The organism is Streptomyces sp. NPDC044571, from assembly GCF_040647115.1.
GTDB lineage: Bacteria > Actinomycetota > Actinomycetes > Streptomycetales > Streptomycetaceae > Streptomyces.
The window spans coordinates 61,022-75,758 of sequence record NZ_JBEZBN010000007.1 but is presented as its reverse complement, the minus strand read 5'-3'; the positions used below and the strand labels follow the sequence as shown (position 1 = coordinate 75,758).

The following is a 14,737-nucleotide window of genomic DNA, read 5'->3' as shown; positions in this document are numbered from 1 at the left end:
GGCCATGACCGGTTCCGTACAGGGCTTCTCGGCCGCCCGGCGGCTGCTCGACCTCGCCGAGGCGGTCCGGGCCGACCCCCGCCTCCCGCGCAGCGAGCTCGCGGAGCTCCTCGCCCGGCACGGGGAGCGCCCGGCGGACCTCACGGAGGAGGAGTTCGGCGAGGCCGACGCGGCCGAACTGCGTTCCGCCGCCGCGCGGATGGCGGTGCTGCTCGCCGAGCCCGACGAGGACCGTGCCGTCGGCGCCCTGAACGCGCTGTTCGAGCAGTACGCCACCCGGCCCCGTCTGACCCGGCACGACGGCCACCCCTGGCACCTGCACGTGGACCGGGGTGAAGAGGCCGGGTGGGGAGCCTGGTTCCTGGCCTCGGGCGCCCTGGCCCTGGCCGGGCTGCTCACCGAGCACGGGCGGATCGCCTGGGGGGCCTGCGCCGCGGAGGGGTGTGGGCGGCTCTTCCTCGGCGCAGGCCCCGGCAGCGCCCGCCGCTACTGCTCCACCGCGTGCGCCACCCGGGTGCGGGTGGCGGCGCACCGGAGGCGCAGGCGCGAGGAGACAGGGCGCTGACGTGCCGGCGCCGGTTTTGCGGCCCCCTGCCGACGCCACCGTCCAACAGGGGGCGGCCCCGGCCGCGTTCACCCATCCCGGCGTCCTCACCAGCCGCCCCCAACTGGACTTCGTACGCGCCAGGGCGCAGGAAGGCCGGCAGCCGTGGAAGGGCGCGTTCGACGCCGTGCTCGCGAGCCCGTACGCCTCGCTGGCGCGGACGCCCCTACCGCGCGCCGTCGTCGAGTGCGGCTCGTACTCCAACCCGGGCATCGGCTGCTCCGACGAACGCGAGGCCGCCATCGCCGCGTACACCGACGCCCTCGCCTGGTACTTCACCGGGGACACCCGGTATGCGAAGAAGTCCATCGAGTTGATGGACGCCTGATCGGCGAAGATCAAGGGCTGACGGCCTGGCGGCGTACGGCCCCGGCGCTGGGCGCCGCGGGACCGTACGCTCATTCGTCCCAGGGGTGGGGACTCAGCCCGCTTCCTTGACCTGTGCGGCCGTCGGTGCGGTTCCGCCCAGGTGGGCGGGCAGCCACCAGGCGTCCTCGGCGTCCTTCGGCGTGGCCGGGTAGGCGCGCTGCGCCGCCTCCAGCAGCTCCTGGACCCGCTCGCGCAGGCGGCGGGTGATCGCCCCGGCGTACTGGTCGGTCGGCGCCTCGATGGGCTCGCCGACCCGCATCGTCACCGGGATGTGGCTGCGCTTGAGGTTCTTCGGGCGGCCCTTGGTCCACAGCCGCTGGGTTCCCCACAGCGCCACCGGGATCAGCGGGACGCCGGCCTCCTGGGCCATCCGCGCCGCACCCGACTTGAAGCTCTTGAGCGTGAAGGACTGGGAGATCGTCGCCTCCGGGAACACGCCGATGATCTCCCCGGAGCGCAGGGAGTCGAGGGCGTGCTCGTAGGCGGTCTCACCCTGCTTGCGGTCCACCGGGATGTGCTTCATCGCGCGCATCAGCGGCCCGGAGACCCTGTGCCGGAACACCGACTCCTTCGCCATGAAGCGCACCAGGCGCTTCTGCGGCCGGGCCGTCAGGCCGGCGAAGATGAAGTCGAGGTATCCGATGTGGTTCGACACCAGGACCGCCCCGCCCTTGCGCGGGATGTTCTCGGTGCCCTTCATGTCGATACGGATGTCCAGCGCCCGGAAGAGGGTGTGCGCGGCACCGATCACCGGGGGGTAGACGAGCTCAGCCATGCTGGGGGGACCCCGCTTTCTGCCTGGGGAGGTTCTCCCGGCCGGAAGTTACGGCTGCGTAGGTACGCGGCCCTTGGGGATCGTGCCCCAAACGCGGCCTGCTGGCCAGTCCAGACCCTTGTACCCGGGGAGATTCTTGTCACGCGGGGAATGCGGAGCGTGTCCCGGGCGCTCGGATCAGCGTACGGACGTAGGACGATGGTGCGACAACCGGGGTCCCGTGAGAACGATGGACGCCGGCGAGGAAACGACGGACGCCGGCGAGGAACGACGGACACCGGCGACAGCGGCGAGGGGAGCAGCGGTGCGCGAGGAGGGGACCGTGCGCGGGCGGGGCGCCGGCGGCGGACGGCTGGGCGCGGCCGAGCTGGGCGCGGAGCCGGGGGAGCGGGCCAGCCTGGTGCAGTTCTCCAGCGCGTTCTGCCAGCCCTGCCGGGCCACCCGGCGGATCCTCACCGAGGTGGCGGAACTGGTCGACGGAGTCGAGCACATCGAGATCGACGCCGAACAGAACCTTGAGCTGGTCCGCGCCCTCGGCATCGAGAAGACGCCCACCGTGCTCGTCCTGGACGCCGCGGGCCGGATCGTGCGGCGGGCGGCCGGGATGCCGCGGAAGGCCGACGTGATCGCCGCGCTGGGCGCCGCCGTATGACCGGAGCGCCGGTGCACGCGCCCGCACACACCGTGACGCGCCTCGCATCTGTCCGCCGCGGCTTGACTGTGTACACGGGTGATCGCCAGGCTGGCGGCATGCGGTACGAACTCCTGCTGTACGGACGGGTCCACGTGGACCTCGTCCGCCACGCGAGCGCGCGCTGTCGGGGCCACTGAACGGATCCGACACCCGAACCGACCGCGCCCGCGTCCGCCGCCCCGTGCGGCAGAAGGAAGCCTTCCCATGACGGCCTCGACGGCCCACACCACCTCGTCCGCACTCGCCTCGACGCCCCCGGCGCTGTCCCCGCCCTCCGGCTCGGTGCAGCCCGGTTCGCCCGAGCTGCTGCGCTCCGTCTTCCGGCGGCACGCGGCGGGCGTCGCCGTGATCACCGCCGAGGACGGCGGCCGGCCGGTCGGCTTCACCGCGACCTCGCTCAACTCCGTCTCCGCCGATCCGCCCCTGCTGTCCTTCACCATCGGCACGGGGGCTTCCACATGGCCCGCGATACGCGATTCCGACCACCTGGGCGTCCACATACTCGGCGAGCACCAGCGTGACCTGGCCGGCCTGTTCGCCCGCAGCGGAGCCGACCGCTTCGGGCCGGCCACCGGGTGGGCCCCGGGCCCGCACGGGGTCCCGCTGCTGGACGGCGTACTGGCGTGGCTGGTGTGCCGGGTCGTGGCGAGGGTTCCGGCCGGCGAGCACCGGGTGATCATCGCGGAGGCGGTTGCCGGGGACCCCGCCGGGGAAGGTCGTCCCCTGCTGTACCACCAAGGTCGCTTCAACGCGTTGCGCGACTGAATCGTCCCTGCTGGGGCGGGTTAGGGCGGCGTTGGACAGATCACAGTTCACCGGCCTTGCCTCCTGGGGGCACCCAGGGTGTACTGACGAGTAACATTCCCTTCGGAGCGCGGGCCGCCCCGACCGGGATCCGCCCGACAAGGCGCCTATGCTGCCTGCACAAGGCGGTATCAGAAAAAGACGATGCGGTAGGAGAGCCGGCGTGAGCCTGAGGATCGTTGTCTGTGTGAAGTACGTGCCCGACGCCACCGGCGACCGGCACTTCGCCGATGACCTGACCGTCGACCGCGACGACGTGGACGGTCTGCTGTCGGAGCTCGACGAGTACGCCGTCGAGCAGGCGCTGCAGATCGCCGACGAGGCCGACGACGCCGAGATCACCGTCCTGACGGTGGGCCCCGAGGACGCCAAGGACGCGCTGCGCAAGGCGCTGTCCATGGGTGCCGACAAGGCCATCCACGTCGAGGACGACGACCTGCACGGCACCGACGTCATGGGCACCTCGCTCGTGCTCGCCAAGGCGATCGAGAAGGCCGGCTACGACCTGGTCATCACCGGCATGGCCTCGACCGACGGCACCATGGGCGTCCTCCCGGCGATCCTGGCCGAGCGCCTGGGCGTCCCCCAGGTCACCCTGCTCTCCGAGGTCAAGGTCGAGGACGGCACCGTCACCGGCCGCCGCGACGGCGACACCGCGAGCGAGCAGCTGGAGGCCTCCCTCCCGGCGCTCGTCTCGGTGACGGATCAGTCGGGCGAGGCCCGCTACCCCTCCTTCAAGGGCATCATGGCCGCCAAGAAGAAGCCGGTGGAGTCCTGGGACCTGGAGGAGCTGGAGATCGAGGCCGACGAGGTCGGTCTGGAAGGCGCCTGGACCAAGGTGGACTCCGCCGCGCAGCGTCCGGCCCGCACCGCCGGCACGATCGTCAAGGACGAGGGCGAGGGCGGCAAGCAGCTGGCCGAGTTCCTGGCCGGTCAGAAGTTCATCTAAGAGCTTCAGCCGACACCCTCTCGATCGCCCCCTGACTACTTCGCATTCGCAGGAGCATTCCCATGGCTGAAGTCCTCGTCTACGTCGACCACGTGGACGGCGCCGTCCGCAAGCCCACCCTTGAGCTGCTGACCCTGGCCCGCCGCATCGGCGAGCCCGTCGCCGTCGCCCTCGGCGCCGGCGCCGAGAACACCGCCGCCGCGCTCGCCGAGCACGGCGCGGTCAAGGTCCTCACCGCCGACGCCCCCGAGTTCGCCGAGTACCTCGTCGTTCCGAAGGTGGACGCGCTGCAGGCCGCGTACGACGCCGTTTCCCCGGCCGCCGTGCTCGTCCCGTCCTCCGCCGAGGGCAAGGAGATCGCCGCGCGCCTGGCGGTCCGCATCGGCTCCGGCATCATCACCGACGCCGTCGACCTGGAGGCGGGTGACGAGGGTCCGGTCGCGACGCAGTCCGCGTTCGCCGCGTCCTTCACCACCAAGTCCCGCGTCTCCAAGGGCACCCCGGTCATCACCGTCAAGCCGAACTCGGCTCCGGTCGAGGCCGCCCCGGCCGCCGGTACCGTCGAGGCGCTCGCCGTCACCTTCGGCGCCCTGGCCACCGGCACCAAGGTCGTCTCCCGCACCCCGCGCGAGTCGACCGGCCGCCCCGAGCTGACCGAGGCCGCGATCGTGGTCTCCGGCGGCCGCGGCGTCAACGGCGCCGAGAACTTCCACATCATCGAGGAGCTCGCGGACTCCCTCGGTGCCGCCGTCGGCGCCTCGCGCGCCGCCGTCGACGCCGGCTGGTACCCGCACACCAACCAGGTCGGCCAGACCGGCAAGTCGGTCTCCCCGCAGCTGTACATCGCCTCCGGCATCTCGGGCGCGATCCAGCACCGGGCCGGCATGCAGACCTCGAAGACCATCGTGGCCATCAACAAGGACGCCGAGGCCCCGATCTTCGACCTGGTCGACTACGGCGTGGTCGGCGACCTCTTCACGGTCGTCCCGCAGCTGACCGAGGAGATCAAGGCGCGCAAGGGCTGACCTGCGCTTCTCTGAGGCCCCGGGGCCGTGTGGTGATTCTCACCGCACGGCCCCGAGTCGTTTGCCCGGCACGGCGAGGGACCATTGACTGAGCGGAACCACGTGACTAAATTCTGCTATGCGGATCTAAGCTTCCGTGAAGCGGAAAAGAGGAGAGTGCACGATGGGTCAGCAGGAGAAGGTGGCAACGAGCCTCGCAGGCGCGGTCAGCGAGGCAATCAGCGCCTCCCTCGCCCCGGTGGACGCGGAGCTCGCGCGCCACTACCCGGGCGACCCCGGCACCCGGCAGCCCATCCACACCGTCTACGTGCCCGGCGACGTCTTCGCCGCGGACACCATCCGCTCCTGGGGCGACCAGGCCCTCGCGGCCCTCGACGAGCACGCCCCGGACGCCGCCACCTTCGCCAAGGTCCTCGGGATCTCCGACGAGCTGGCCGCCCCCGTCTACGACCGCGTACGGGCCAAGCTCGCCTCCGAGCCGATCGAGGACCTCCGCGTCGACTTCGAGGACGGCTTCGGCGTCCGCTCCGACGAGGAGGAGGACCAGGCCGCCGCCCGCGCCGCCCGCCTCGTCTCCGAAGCCTTCGCCAACGGCACGAACGCCCCGTACATGGGCATCCGCATGAAGTGCATGGAGTCCAACGTCCGCGACCGCGGCATCCGCACCACCGACATCTTCCTCACCGGCCTGCTGGAGCACGGCGGCCTGCCCGACGGCCTCGTCCTGACCCTGCCCAAGGTCACGTACGCCGAGCAGGTCACCGCCTTCGTCAAGCTGCTGGAGGCCTTCGAGACCGCCCGCGGCCTGCGCCCGGGCCGGATCGGCTTCGAGATCCAGATCGAGACCAGCCAGTCGATCGTCGCCTCCGACGGCACCGCCACGGTGGCCCGGATGATCGAGGCCGCCAAGGGCCGCGCCACCGGCCTGCACTACGGCACCTTCGACTACAGCGCCTGCGTCGGCGTCTCCGCCGCGTACCAGTCGAGCGACCACCCCGCCGCCGACCACGCCAAGGCGATCATGCAGGTCGCCGCCGCCGGCACCGGCGTACGCGTCTCCGACGGCTCGACGAACGTCCTGCCGATCGGCACCACCGAGCACGTCCACGAGGCCTGGAAGCTGCACTACGGCCTCACCCGCCGCGCCCTGGCCCGCGCCTACTACCAGGGCTGGGACATGCACCCGGGCCACCTCCCGACCCGCTACGCGGCGGTCTTCACCTTCTACCGCGAGGGTCTCGAAGCCGCGGCCGCGCGCCTGAAGGCGTACGTCGCCAAGATCGAGGGCGACGTGATGGACGAGCCCGCCACGGCCAAGGCCCTGGCCGGCTACCTGGTCCGCGGCCTCGACTGCGGCGCGGTGGGCACCGAGGAGGTCACCGCCCTGACCGGCCTGACCCGCGCCGAACTGGACGCCTTCGCGATCCCGCGCCGCTCGGCGACGCTGACGGCGACCGCCTGATCCGACGTGCCGGGCATCCGCCGCCCGGCCCCCCGCTGCCCGGCACACGCCTCCTCGTGCGCCGGGCAGCGGCGTACCCGGCGCCAGGGACGGCGGGCCGGCGCCCGAGACACCGGTCCGGACGGGATGGGGGGTTGGGCCTGCCCGGATGGGTCCCGGAAGCCGGAGCGCGGCGGGTGGGGGTGGGGACCTGCGGAGAAGAGGGGCTCGGGGCGGTGGACGGTGGCACGGACGGGCCCGGGAGCGGGAAGGCCGCCTGTGTGGGGGTCCTGCATGACCGCCACCGGGCCCGAGCCCCCCTCTTCTCGCAGGTTCCTGCCCCGGCCGGCCACAACCCCGCCTACAGGGCCCGATTCCGACCGGCCGGCCCTTCTCCTGAACCCCCTCGGACACGCCGGTCGCGGAGCTCGTGGGGCATCGGCCCGGGTACGGCGGTCCGACGCGTCGAACGGTCCGACGCACCCAACCGTCAGGCCCCCGGGGGCAGTTCGCCCGAGCCGCGGGGGACCAGGCGGGTGGGGAGTTCGATGCGGGTCGCGGGAAGGGCGGCTCCCGACAGGCGTTGGAAGAGGCGGTCCGTGGCCACCCGGCCCAGGGCCGCCGCGTCCTGGGCCACCACCGTCACGCCCGGGCGCAGGAGATCGGCCAGTTCGAAGTCGTCGAAGCCCACCAGAGCCACCGGCCGCGGTTGGTGCGCAAGGACCCGTACCACCGTCACCGTGACCCGGTTGTTCCCCGCGAAGACGGCCGTGACCGGGTCCGGGCCCGTCAGCATCCTCCGCGCCGCTGCCGTGACGTGCTCCGGGGCCGTCGGCCCGAGGGACACCCAGGCGCCCTCCACTGCCAGTCCGGCCTCCGCCATGGCCGCACGGTAGCCCCGCAGGCGTTCGGTGGCCGTGTGGATGCGCGGGTGGTCGCCGATGAAACCGATCCGGCGATGACCGCCCGCGATCAGGTGCGCGACCCCGTCCCGGGCGCCGCCGAAGTTGTCGGACAGGACCACGTCCGCCTCGATCCGGCCGGCCGGGCGGTCCACGAACACCGTGGCCACCCCCGCCCGCATCTCCGGCTCCAGATAGCGGTGGTCGTCCCCGGCCGGGATCACGATCAGCCCGTCCACCCGGCGTGCGCACAGTGCGAGCGCCAACTCACGCTCGCGGTCCGGATCCTCGGCACTGGAGCCGTTGATGAGCAGCGCGCCGTGGGCCCGGGCCACCTCCTCCACCGCCCGGTTCAGCGGCCCGTAGAAGGGGTCCGCGAGGTCCTCCAGGACCAGGCCCACGGTGGCGGTCCGGCCCTTGCGGAGCACCCGCGCGCTGTCGTTGCGGCGGAAGCCGAGCGCCTCGATGGCCTCCTCGACCCGTCTGACGGTGTCAGCGGTGACCCCCGGCTCGCCGTTGACCACCCGTGACACGGTCTTCAGGCCGACGCCCGCGCGGGCCGCGACGTCCTTCATGGTCGGCCGGTTGCCGTAGCGGGGATCGGACGGACGACGGGTGTGCGGCACGGTACGCAAACCTCCCAGGGCAACGGGCACGACGACGGGCACGGCTGTGACCTTGAGGATAAGCACTGGGCCGGGGAGCGGGTTTCCGTGGCAGGGTGATGCGGGCAAGCCACTGGGGGCTCCGGACGAGCCATGGGGAGAGGGGTAGACGTGATTGTCTGGATCAACGGCACATTCGGCGCCGGGAAGACCAGCACGGCCCGCGAACTCACCGGAATCCTGCCGGACAGCACCCTGTACGACCCGGAGCTCATCGGTGACACGCTGCGCCGGCTCCTGCCGCCCAAGCGCCTCGCGGAGGTCTCCGACTACCAGGACCTGCCGAGTTGGCGGCGCCTGGTGGTGGACACGGCCGCCGCAATGCTCGCCGAGGTGGGAGGGGTGCTCGTGGTGCCGATGACGCTGCTGCGCCAGGAGTACCGCGATGAGATCTTCGGCGGGCTCGCCGCGCGGCGGATACCGGTGCGGCATGTGCTGCTCGCCCCCGCGGAAACGATCCTGCGGGAGCGGATCGCCACCCGGGAGGAGCCGGGCGCCCCGGAGGTGGTGGACGTACGGGTGCGGCAGTGGGCGTACGACCACATCCCGGTCTACCAGCAGGCGTTGGGCGGCTGGCTGACGGCCGACGCGCACGTCGTGGACAACGGCCGCCTGACGGTGCGGGAGACGGCCGAGCGGATCGCCGAGGCCGTGCGCACGGATGCGGCCGGCATCTGCGAGATCGTGCAGACGCCGGAGCCGACGCGGGAGACGGTGGCGGCGGGCGTGCTGCTGTTCGACGACGAGGACCGCGTGCTGCTGGTTGATCCGACGTACAAGCCGGGCTGGGAGTTCCCGGGCGGGATCGTCGAGGCGGGAGAGGCGCCGGCCCGTGCGGGGGTGCGGGAGGTCGCGGAGGAACTCGGCGTCGCGCTGGAGCGGACACCGGGGCTGCTGGTGGTCGACTGGGAGCCGCCGGCCCCTCCGGCCTACGGGGGGCTGCGGATGCTTTTCGACGGCGGAAGGCTGTCGGAGCGGGCGGCGGCCGGGCTGCGGCTGCCGGGGCCGGAGTTGCGGGCCTGGCGGTTCGTGACGGAGGAGGAGGCGGGCGGGCTGCTGCCGCCGGAGCGGTACGAGCGCTTGCGCTGGGCGCTGCGGGCCCGTGAGGCGGGGCGGCCGGCCTACCTGGAGGCGGGTCGGCCCAAGCCGTAGCACCCGACGGCCCGGAGCAGTGGCATCCCGCGGCCCGGGCCGGATCGGCCCGGGCCGCCGCCGCCGGTGGCCTTCGGCGGCGGGGCGGAGGGCGGCCGGGGTCAGGCGGCGGCCTTGGCGAGGGTCGTTGCCGTATCCGCCGCCAGCGGAGCGCCGTGGCCGAAGCAGGCGAGGGACGGCGACAGGGCCGCGAGGCGCCGGAAGGAGTCCTGCGCCGCGGCCCGGTCCACGTTGAAGACGCCCAGCATCACCTGTCCCACCCCCGCTATGCAGTCACCGGCGAACAGCACGCCGTGGCGCGGCAGATGGATGCCGATGCTGCCCGGGGTGTGGCCCGGGGCGTGGACCACCACCGCCCCGTCACCGAAGGGGAGCACCTCGCCGTCCTCCAGCTCCCGGTCGACGCGGGTCGGCGGCGCTTCGGGAACCGTCAGGCCGTGCTCGTACAGCGGGACCTCCCAGTCGAGGAGCACCGGCTCGGGGACCGGGACCTCGCCACGGATCACCGGGGCATCCAGGCGGTGGGCGAGGACCTCCGCGCCCCAGCGGGCCGCGAGTTCCTCCGCCGCGCCGATGTGATCGCGGTGGCAGTGGGTCAGCACGATCCGCTCCAGCCGCTCCGGGCCGAGCCCGAGGGAACGGATCGCCGTCTCGATGGCGGGCGCCGCGCCGGCGTGGCCGGCGTCAACCAGGGTCAGGCCCTCCCCGTCACGCCACAGGTACGCCTGGCCGATCGGGAAACCGAGCATGTGCAGCCGGCCCGGGACTATCTCGACTGTCTCGACAAGATCCATACCGCGACCGTACGCCCCGGGACTCCGCTCCCGGGGCGTGGTTCACCGGGAGCGGAGTTCGCCCTGGGCGTAGGCGCAGGCGCGCCGCAGTGGGCCCGGGCAGGAGGGGGGCAGGCCGCCGGCGTGGGCTCAGACCGCCTTGGACGCCGCGTAGTTGACCAGGAACAGGGCCTCCGCAACCGAGAGGCGCTCCAACTCCTGCGGCGAGACGCTCTCGTTCACCGCGTGGATCTGCGCCTCCGGCTCGCTCAGCCCGATGAGCAGCATCTCCGCCTGCGGGTACAGCGACGTCAGCGTGTTGCACAGGGGGATCGAGCCGCCCATGCCGCTGATCTGCATCTCCTGGCCGTCGTACGCCTCGCGCAGGGCCGCCGCCATCGACGCGTACGCCGGGCTGCTCGTGTCGGCCTGGAACGGCTGGCCCTGACCCACGACCTCCAGCTCCAGGCGTGCCTTCCACGGCGTGTGCGCCACGAGGTGGGCCTCCAGCAGCTTGATGGCCTCGGCGGTGTCCACGCCCGGCGGCACGCGCAGGCTGATCAGCGCGCCGGCGCTCGCGTGCACCGACGGGGTCGCGCCGACCACCGGCGGGCAGTCGATGCCCAGCACCGTCACCGCCGGGCGGGCCCACAGGCGGTCCGCGACCGTGCCCTCGCCGATCAGCTCGACGCCGTCCAGAACGCGTGCGTCGGAGCGGAAGTCCTCCTCCGGGTACTGGAGCCCCTCCCACACCGCGTCCGAGGCCAGCCCGTCGACCGTCGTCGAGCCGTCCGCCGCCCGCAGCGAGTCCAGTACGCGGATCAGCGCGGCCAGCGCGTCGGGGGCGACACCGCCGAACATGCCGGAGTGCAGGTTGCCGGCCAGCGTGTCGATCTTCACCTTGATCAGGGTCATCCCGCGCAGCGTGGCCGTCACCGTCGGCAGGCCGAGCCGGAAGTTGCCCGCGTCGCCGATGACGATCGTGTCGGCGGCCAGCAGCTCCGGGTGGGCCTCGGCGTACTGCTGGAGGCCGCCGGTGCCCTGCTCCTCCGAACCCTCGACGATCACCTTCACGCTCACCGGCACCCCGCCGTTCACCTTCAGAGCGCGCAGCGCGAGCAGGTGCATGATGAACCCGCCCTTGCAGTCCGCCGCACCGCGCCCGTACCAGCGGCCGTCGCGCTCGGTCAGCTCGAAGGCCGGGGAGGTCCAGGCGGCGTCGTCCAGCGGCGGCTGAACGTCGTAGTGGGCGTAGAGCAGGACGGTCGGGGCGCCCTCGGGGCCGGGCAGGAACCCGTACACCGACTGCGTGCCGTCAGGGGTGTCGAGCAGCGCCACGTCCTGGAAGCCCTCGGTGCGCAGCGCGTCCGCCACCCAGTTCGCGGCGGCCTCGCTCTCGCTGCGGGGGAACTGCGCGAAGTCCGCCACCGATTGGAAGGCCACCAGCTCGGCCAGCTCCTGCTTGGCGCGGGGCATCAGCGAGGCGATGGTCTCGGCGACCGAATTCGGCGACATGGGCACGCTCCTCATGGGTGCGACGTTGTTCTACGTGTACGCCGCCCGATCCGCGTGGTGCGCGTATACCGGGTACGGCGGGAGACGGTCCCGATCCTCGCACAGCAGGACGAGCGGAACGCGCGCCGTAGGATTTCCCCGGCATCGGAGCAACCGCATGATCAGGAGCAGCAGCACATCGTGAGCAGCGACGAAAGCACCGTCGGCGGGTCCGGCGCAGCAGAGCAGGGCGCTCAGGGGGCGGGCGAGGACATGGCCGGGGGGACCGGCGAGGTGTGGGACGTGGTGGTGGTCGGGGCCGGCCCGGCCGGCGCCTCGGCCGCACACGCGGCGGCGACGGCGGGGCGGCGCGTCCTGCTGCTGGAGAAGGCCGAGCTGCCCCGGTACAAGACCTGCGGGGGCGGGATCATCGGCCCGTCGCGCGACGCCCTGCCGCCGGGCTTCGTGCTGCCGCTCCAGGACCGGATCCATGCGGTCACCTTCTCGCTGAACGGGAAGCTGACCCGGACCCGCCGCGCGAAGCACATGCTGTTCGGGCTCATCAACCGGCCGGAGTTCGATGCCGGTCTCGTCGCGGAGGCCGAGAAGGCCGGCGCGACGGTGCGTACGGGTACGGCCGTCGCGCGCGTCGAACAGCACGGGGCGGCGGTGCCCGACCGGCGGACCGTCGCCGTGGTCCTGGCGAGCGGGGAGACCGTGCTGGCCCGGGCCGTGGTCGGTGCGGACGGCAGCGCGAGCCGGATCGGCGCGCACGTCGGGGTCGAGATGGAGCAGGTGGATCTCGGTCTGGAGGCGGAGATCCCCGTTCCGGAGACGGTCGCCGAGGACTGGAAGGGACGGGTGCTCATCGACTGGGGCCCGCTGCCCGGCAGCTACGGCTGGGTCTTCCCCAAGGGGGACACCCTCACCGTGGGTGTCATTTCGGCCAAGGGCGAGGGCGCGGCCACCAAGCGGTACCTGGAGGACTTCATCGCCCGGCTGGGCCTGGCCGGTTTCGAGCCGTCCATCTCCTCCGGCCACCTGACGCGGTGCCGCACGCCCGAATCGCCGCTCTCGCGCGGCCGGGTGCTGGTGGCGGGCGACGCGGCCGGACTGCTGGAGCCGTGGACCCGGGAGGGCATCTCGTTCGCCCTGCGCTCGGGTCGGCTGGCGGGGGAGTGGGCCGTGAAGATCTCCGAGGCGCAGGACGCGGTGGACGCGCGGCGCCAGGCCCTGAACTACGCCTTCGCCATCAAGGCCGGCCTGGGCGTCGAGATGGGGGTCGGGCGGCGGATGCTGACCCTCTTCGAGGCGAAGCCGGGGCTCCTGCATGCGGCGATCACCGGCTTCCGCCCGGCGTGGCGGGCCTTCGCCCGGATCACTCGGGGTTCGACGACGCTGGCCGACCTGGTGCGGACGTACCCGCTGGCCCGCAAGGCGCTGCACGCGCTCGACGGCCGACAGGCGCGCGGCCGGGCGCAGGCGGCGGACCGGGGCGCGGGTGCGGGCGCCGTCTCGGGCGAGGGGTCGGGCTCGGGCTCGGGTCAGGGTTCGGGGGCCGGCCAGGGCTGAGGCCGGCCGGTTGAGGGCCGGGCTCGGGCCGGGAGGCCCGGCCCGGCGCTGCGGCCGGGGGCGCTGCGGCCAGGGGCCTTTCGGGGTCGTGTGGCACAGGGGCGGGCGGCGGTCCGTCCTCTCCTGGGCGGGTGCCGGTGGCTGCAGGTGGGGGCCGCCGACGGCCGGCGGTACGTGGCCTGGTGCGGCGGGCGGTCAGTGCGACACCGTGAGGGCGAAGACGGGGTGGTCGTCGGCCACGGCCTGGAGCTCCGCGTCGGAGGACTCCGCCGAGACGCCCTGGAAGAACTGGTTGACCTGCCAGCCCCACCTCTCCAGGTAGGCGCGGATCACCGGGGCCTTCGCGGCGGGGTCGGTGAGTTCGACGACCGTGAAGGTACGCACCTTGCTGCCCACGCGGAGCTCGCCGCCACCCGCCGCCCGCATGTTGCGGACCCACTGGGAGTGGCCGCGCGCCGAGACCAGGTACTGCTGTCCTGCGTAGGCGTGCGGATTCACCGGGATCCGCTGCATCCGGCCGGACTTGCGTCCGCGCACCGACAGTTCGGCGGAGCCGGCCAGGCTGACGCCGAGGCGGGCGAGCTTCCCGAAGAGCGAGTTGAAACGGGTGGCGAGCGGACCGGCCTGGACGTAGTAGGGGGTACGGGCGTTCATGACGGCCTCCGGAAGCGTTTGGAGAGCGGTGCTCTCGCTTGAGATCAGTGTGCACGGATCGGTGCACCAAAGCAAGAGCACTGCTCTCGAATCGGATCGCTGCTGCTCGTTGTGGGCACTGCTCTCCTTGCATGGCACACTGACCGCATGAGTACCGTGCGCGGGGCCCGGGAACGGGCCCGCATCGAGGTGACCGCCGCCATCAAGGACGAGGCCCGCCGCATGCTCGCGGCCGAGGGCGCAGCCAAACTCTCGCTGCGCGCGGTGGCCAGAGAGCTGGGCATGGTGTCCTCCGCCCTCTACCGCTACTTCCCCAGCCGCGACGAGCTCCTCACGGCGCTGATCGTCGACGCCTACGACAGCATCGGCGTCGCCGCCGAGGAGGCGGACGCCCGCGCCCTCGCCGCAGCCGCGCTGCCCCGCGCGCGCTGGGTCGCGGTCTGCGAGGCCGTACGGGCCTGGGCGCTGGAGCATCCGCACGAGTACGCCCTCATCTACGGTTCCCCGGTCCCCGGCTACAGCGCCCCCGTGGACACCGTCGGCCCCGCCTCCCGCGTCGGCAACACCCTCATCGGCATCGTCCGGGCCGCCTACGAGGGCCGCGGGCTCGCACTCCCGCCCCTGCCCGCCGCCCTGCGCCCGGAAGCCGTCCGCATGACCGCGGACTTCGCCCAAGGCCTGCCCCCCGAGGCCACTGCGTCCCTGGTGGCCGCCTGGGCGCAGCTGGCGGGCCTGATCTCCTTCGAGCTGTTCGGCCAGTTCAACCGCGTGGTCGAAGACCGCGACACCTTCTTCACGCACGCGGCGACCCAACTCGCCCATACCGTCGGCCTCCCCACCACCTGACCCCCGAGCCATTAACGG

The 14,737-nt window shown here is 72.9% G+C and carries 14 protein-coding genes and 1 pseudogene; 10 read left to right on the top strand and 5 right to left on the bottom strand.

Going from position 1 to position 14,737, the window contains the following annotated elements; all coding sequences use genetic code 11:
• Positions 1-4: 4 nt before the first annotated feature.
• Both AB0B01_RS05825 and AB0B01_RS05820 read left to right on the top strand, forming a co-directional pair.
• Positions 5-565 carry a CGNR zinc finger domain-containing protein gene (locus tag AB0B01_RS05825; RefSeq protein WP_361713299.1) on the top strand — a complete coding sequence of 187 codons (561 nt, stop codon included), beginning with the start codon at positions 5-7 and terminating at the stop codon, positions 563-565.
• A 1-nt stretch (position 566) separates the two neighbouring features.
• Positions 567-929: pseudogene (locus tag AB0B01_RS05820) on the top strand (hypothetical protein); the annotation flags it as partial.
• A gap of 96 nt (positions 930-1,025) precedes the next feature.
• Here the strand turns inward: AB0B01_RS05820 and AB0B01_RS05815 are convergent.
• The gene (locus tag AB0B01_RS05815) at positions 1,026-1,748 is read right to left on the bottom strand and encodes a lysophospholipid acyltransferase family protein (protein WP_361713297.1); all 723 of its coding nucleotides are present in this window, start codon (positions 1,746-1,748) and stop codon (positions 1,026-1,028) included.
• A 304-nt stretch (positions 1,749-2,052) separates the two neighbouring features.
• Between AB0B01_RS05815 and AB0B01_RS05810 the strand changes: the two genes are divergently transcribed.
• The 5 genes from AB0B01_RS05810 (at position 2,053) to AB0B01_RS05790 (ending at position 6,682) form a co-directional block, all read left to right on the top strand.
• Positions 2,053-2,400 carry a thioredoxin family protein gene (locus tag AB0B01_RS05810; protein WP_361713295.1) on the top strand — a complete coding sequence of 116 codons (348 nt, stop codon included), beginning with the start codon at positions 2,053-2,055 and terminating at the stop codon, positions 2,398-2,400.
• A gap of 246 nt (positions 2,401-2,646) precedes the next feature.
• Positions 2,647-3,207, top strand: coding sequence for a flavin reductase family protein (locus tag AB0B01_RS05805; RefSeq protein WP_361713293.1), 561 nt, complete (start codon positions 2,647-2,649; stop codon positions 3,205-3,207).
• A 202-nt stretch (positions 3,208-3,409) separates the two neighbouring features.
• On the top strand, positions 3,410-4,195 hold the full coding sequence (locus AB0B01_RS05800; protein WP_356848881.1) for an electron transfer flavoprotein subunit beta/FixA family protein: 786 nt from the start codon (positions 3,410-3,412) through the stop codon (positions 4,193-4,195).
• Positions 4,196-4,257: 62 nt separating this feature from the next.
• Complete coding sequence (locus AB0B01_RS05795) at positions 4,258-5,220, top strand: electron transfer flavoprotein subunit alpha/FixB family protein (protein ID WP_361713290.1); 963 nt, start codon at positions 4,258-4,260, stop codon at positions 5,218-5,220.
• A gap of 163 nt (positions 5,221-5,383) precedes the next feature.
• Positions 5,384-6,682: an aldolase gene (locus tag AB0B01_RS05790; RefSeq protein WP_361713288.1), complete on the top strand. Its 1,299-nt coding sequence runs from the start codon at positions 5,384-5,386 to the stop codon at positions 6,680-6,682.
• 469 nt (positions 6,683-7,151) lie between these two features.
• Here AB0B01_RS05790 and AB0B01_RS05785 read toward each other — a convergent pair whose 3' ends face one another.
• Positions 7,152-8,138, bottom strand: a complete 987-nt coding sequence (locus AB0B01_RS05785; RefSeq protein WP_361713441.1) for a LacI family DNA-binding transcriptional regulator — start codon at positions 8,136-8,138, stop codon at positions 7,152-7,154.
• A gap of 201 nt (positions 8,139-8,339) precedes the next feature.
• Here AB0B01_RS05785 and AB0B01_RS05780 point away from each other — a divergent pair, with 201 nt between their 5' ends.
• Positions 8,340-9,380, top strand: coding sequence for an NUDIX domain-containing protein (locus AB0B01_RS05780; protein WP_361713286.1), 1,041 nt, complete (start codon positions 8,340-8,342; stop codon positions 9,378-9,380).
• A 101-nt stretch (positions 9,381-9,481) separates the two neighbouring features.
• On the opposite strand, the gene AB0B01_RS05775 is transcribed toward AB0B01_RS05780, so the two are convergent.
• On the bottom strand, positions 9,482-10,174 hold the full coding sequence (locus AB0B01_RS05775; RefSeq protein ID WP_361713284.1) for an MBL fold metallo-hydrolase: 693 nt from the start codon (positions 10,172-10,174) through the stop codon (positions 9,482-9,484).
• Positions 10,175-10,303: 129 nt separating this feature from the next.
• Positions 10,304-11,668, bottom strand: a complete 1,365-nt coding sequence (locus AB0B01_RS05770) for a dipeptidase (protein WP_361713282.1) — start codon at positions 11,666-11,668, stop codon at positions 10,304-10,306.
• Positions 11,669-11,920: 252 nt separating this feature from the next.
• On the opposite strand from AB0B01_RS05770, the gene AB0B01_RS05765 reads away from it, so the two are divergent.
• Positions 11,921-13,219: a geranylgeranyl reductase family protein gene (locus AB0B01_RS05765; RefSeq protein WP_361713439.1), complete on the top strand. Its 1,299-nt coding sequence runs from the start codon at positions 11,921-11,923 to the stop codon at positions 13,217-13,219.
• Between the two features lie 195 nt (positions 13,220-13,414).
• Here the strand turns inward: AB0B01_RS05765 and AB0B01_RS05760 are convergent, their stop codons facing one another.
• The gene (locus AB0B01_RS05760) at positions 13,415-13,873 is read right to left on the bottom strand and encodes a nitroreductase/quinone reductase family protein (RefSeq protein ID WP_361713280.1); all 459 of its coding nucleotides are present in this window, start codon (positions 13,871-13,873) and stop codon (positions 13,415-13,417) included.
• A gap of 147 nt (positions 13,874-14,020) precedes the next feature.
• Here AB0B01_RS05760 and AB0B01_RS05755 point away from each other — a divergent pair, with 147 nt between their 5' ends.
• Positions 14,021-14,719: a TetR/AcrR family transcriptional regulator gene (locus AB0B01_RS05755; RefSeq protein WP_361713278.1), complete on the top strand. Its 699-nt coding sequence runs from the start codon at positions 14,021-14,023 to the stop codon at positions 14,717-14,719.
• Positions 14,720-14,737 lie beyond the last annotated feature (18 nt).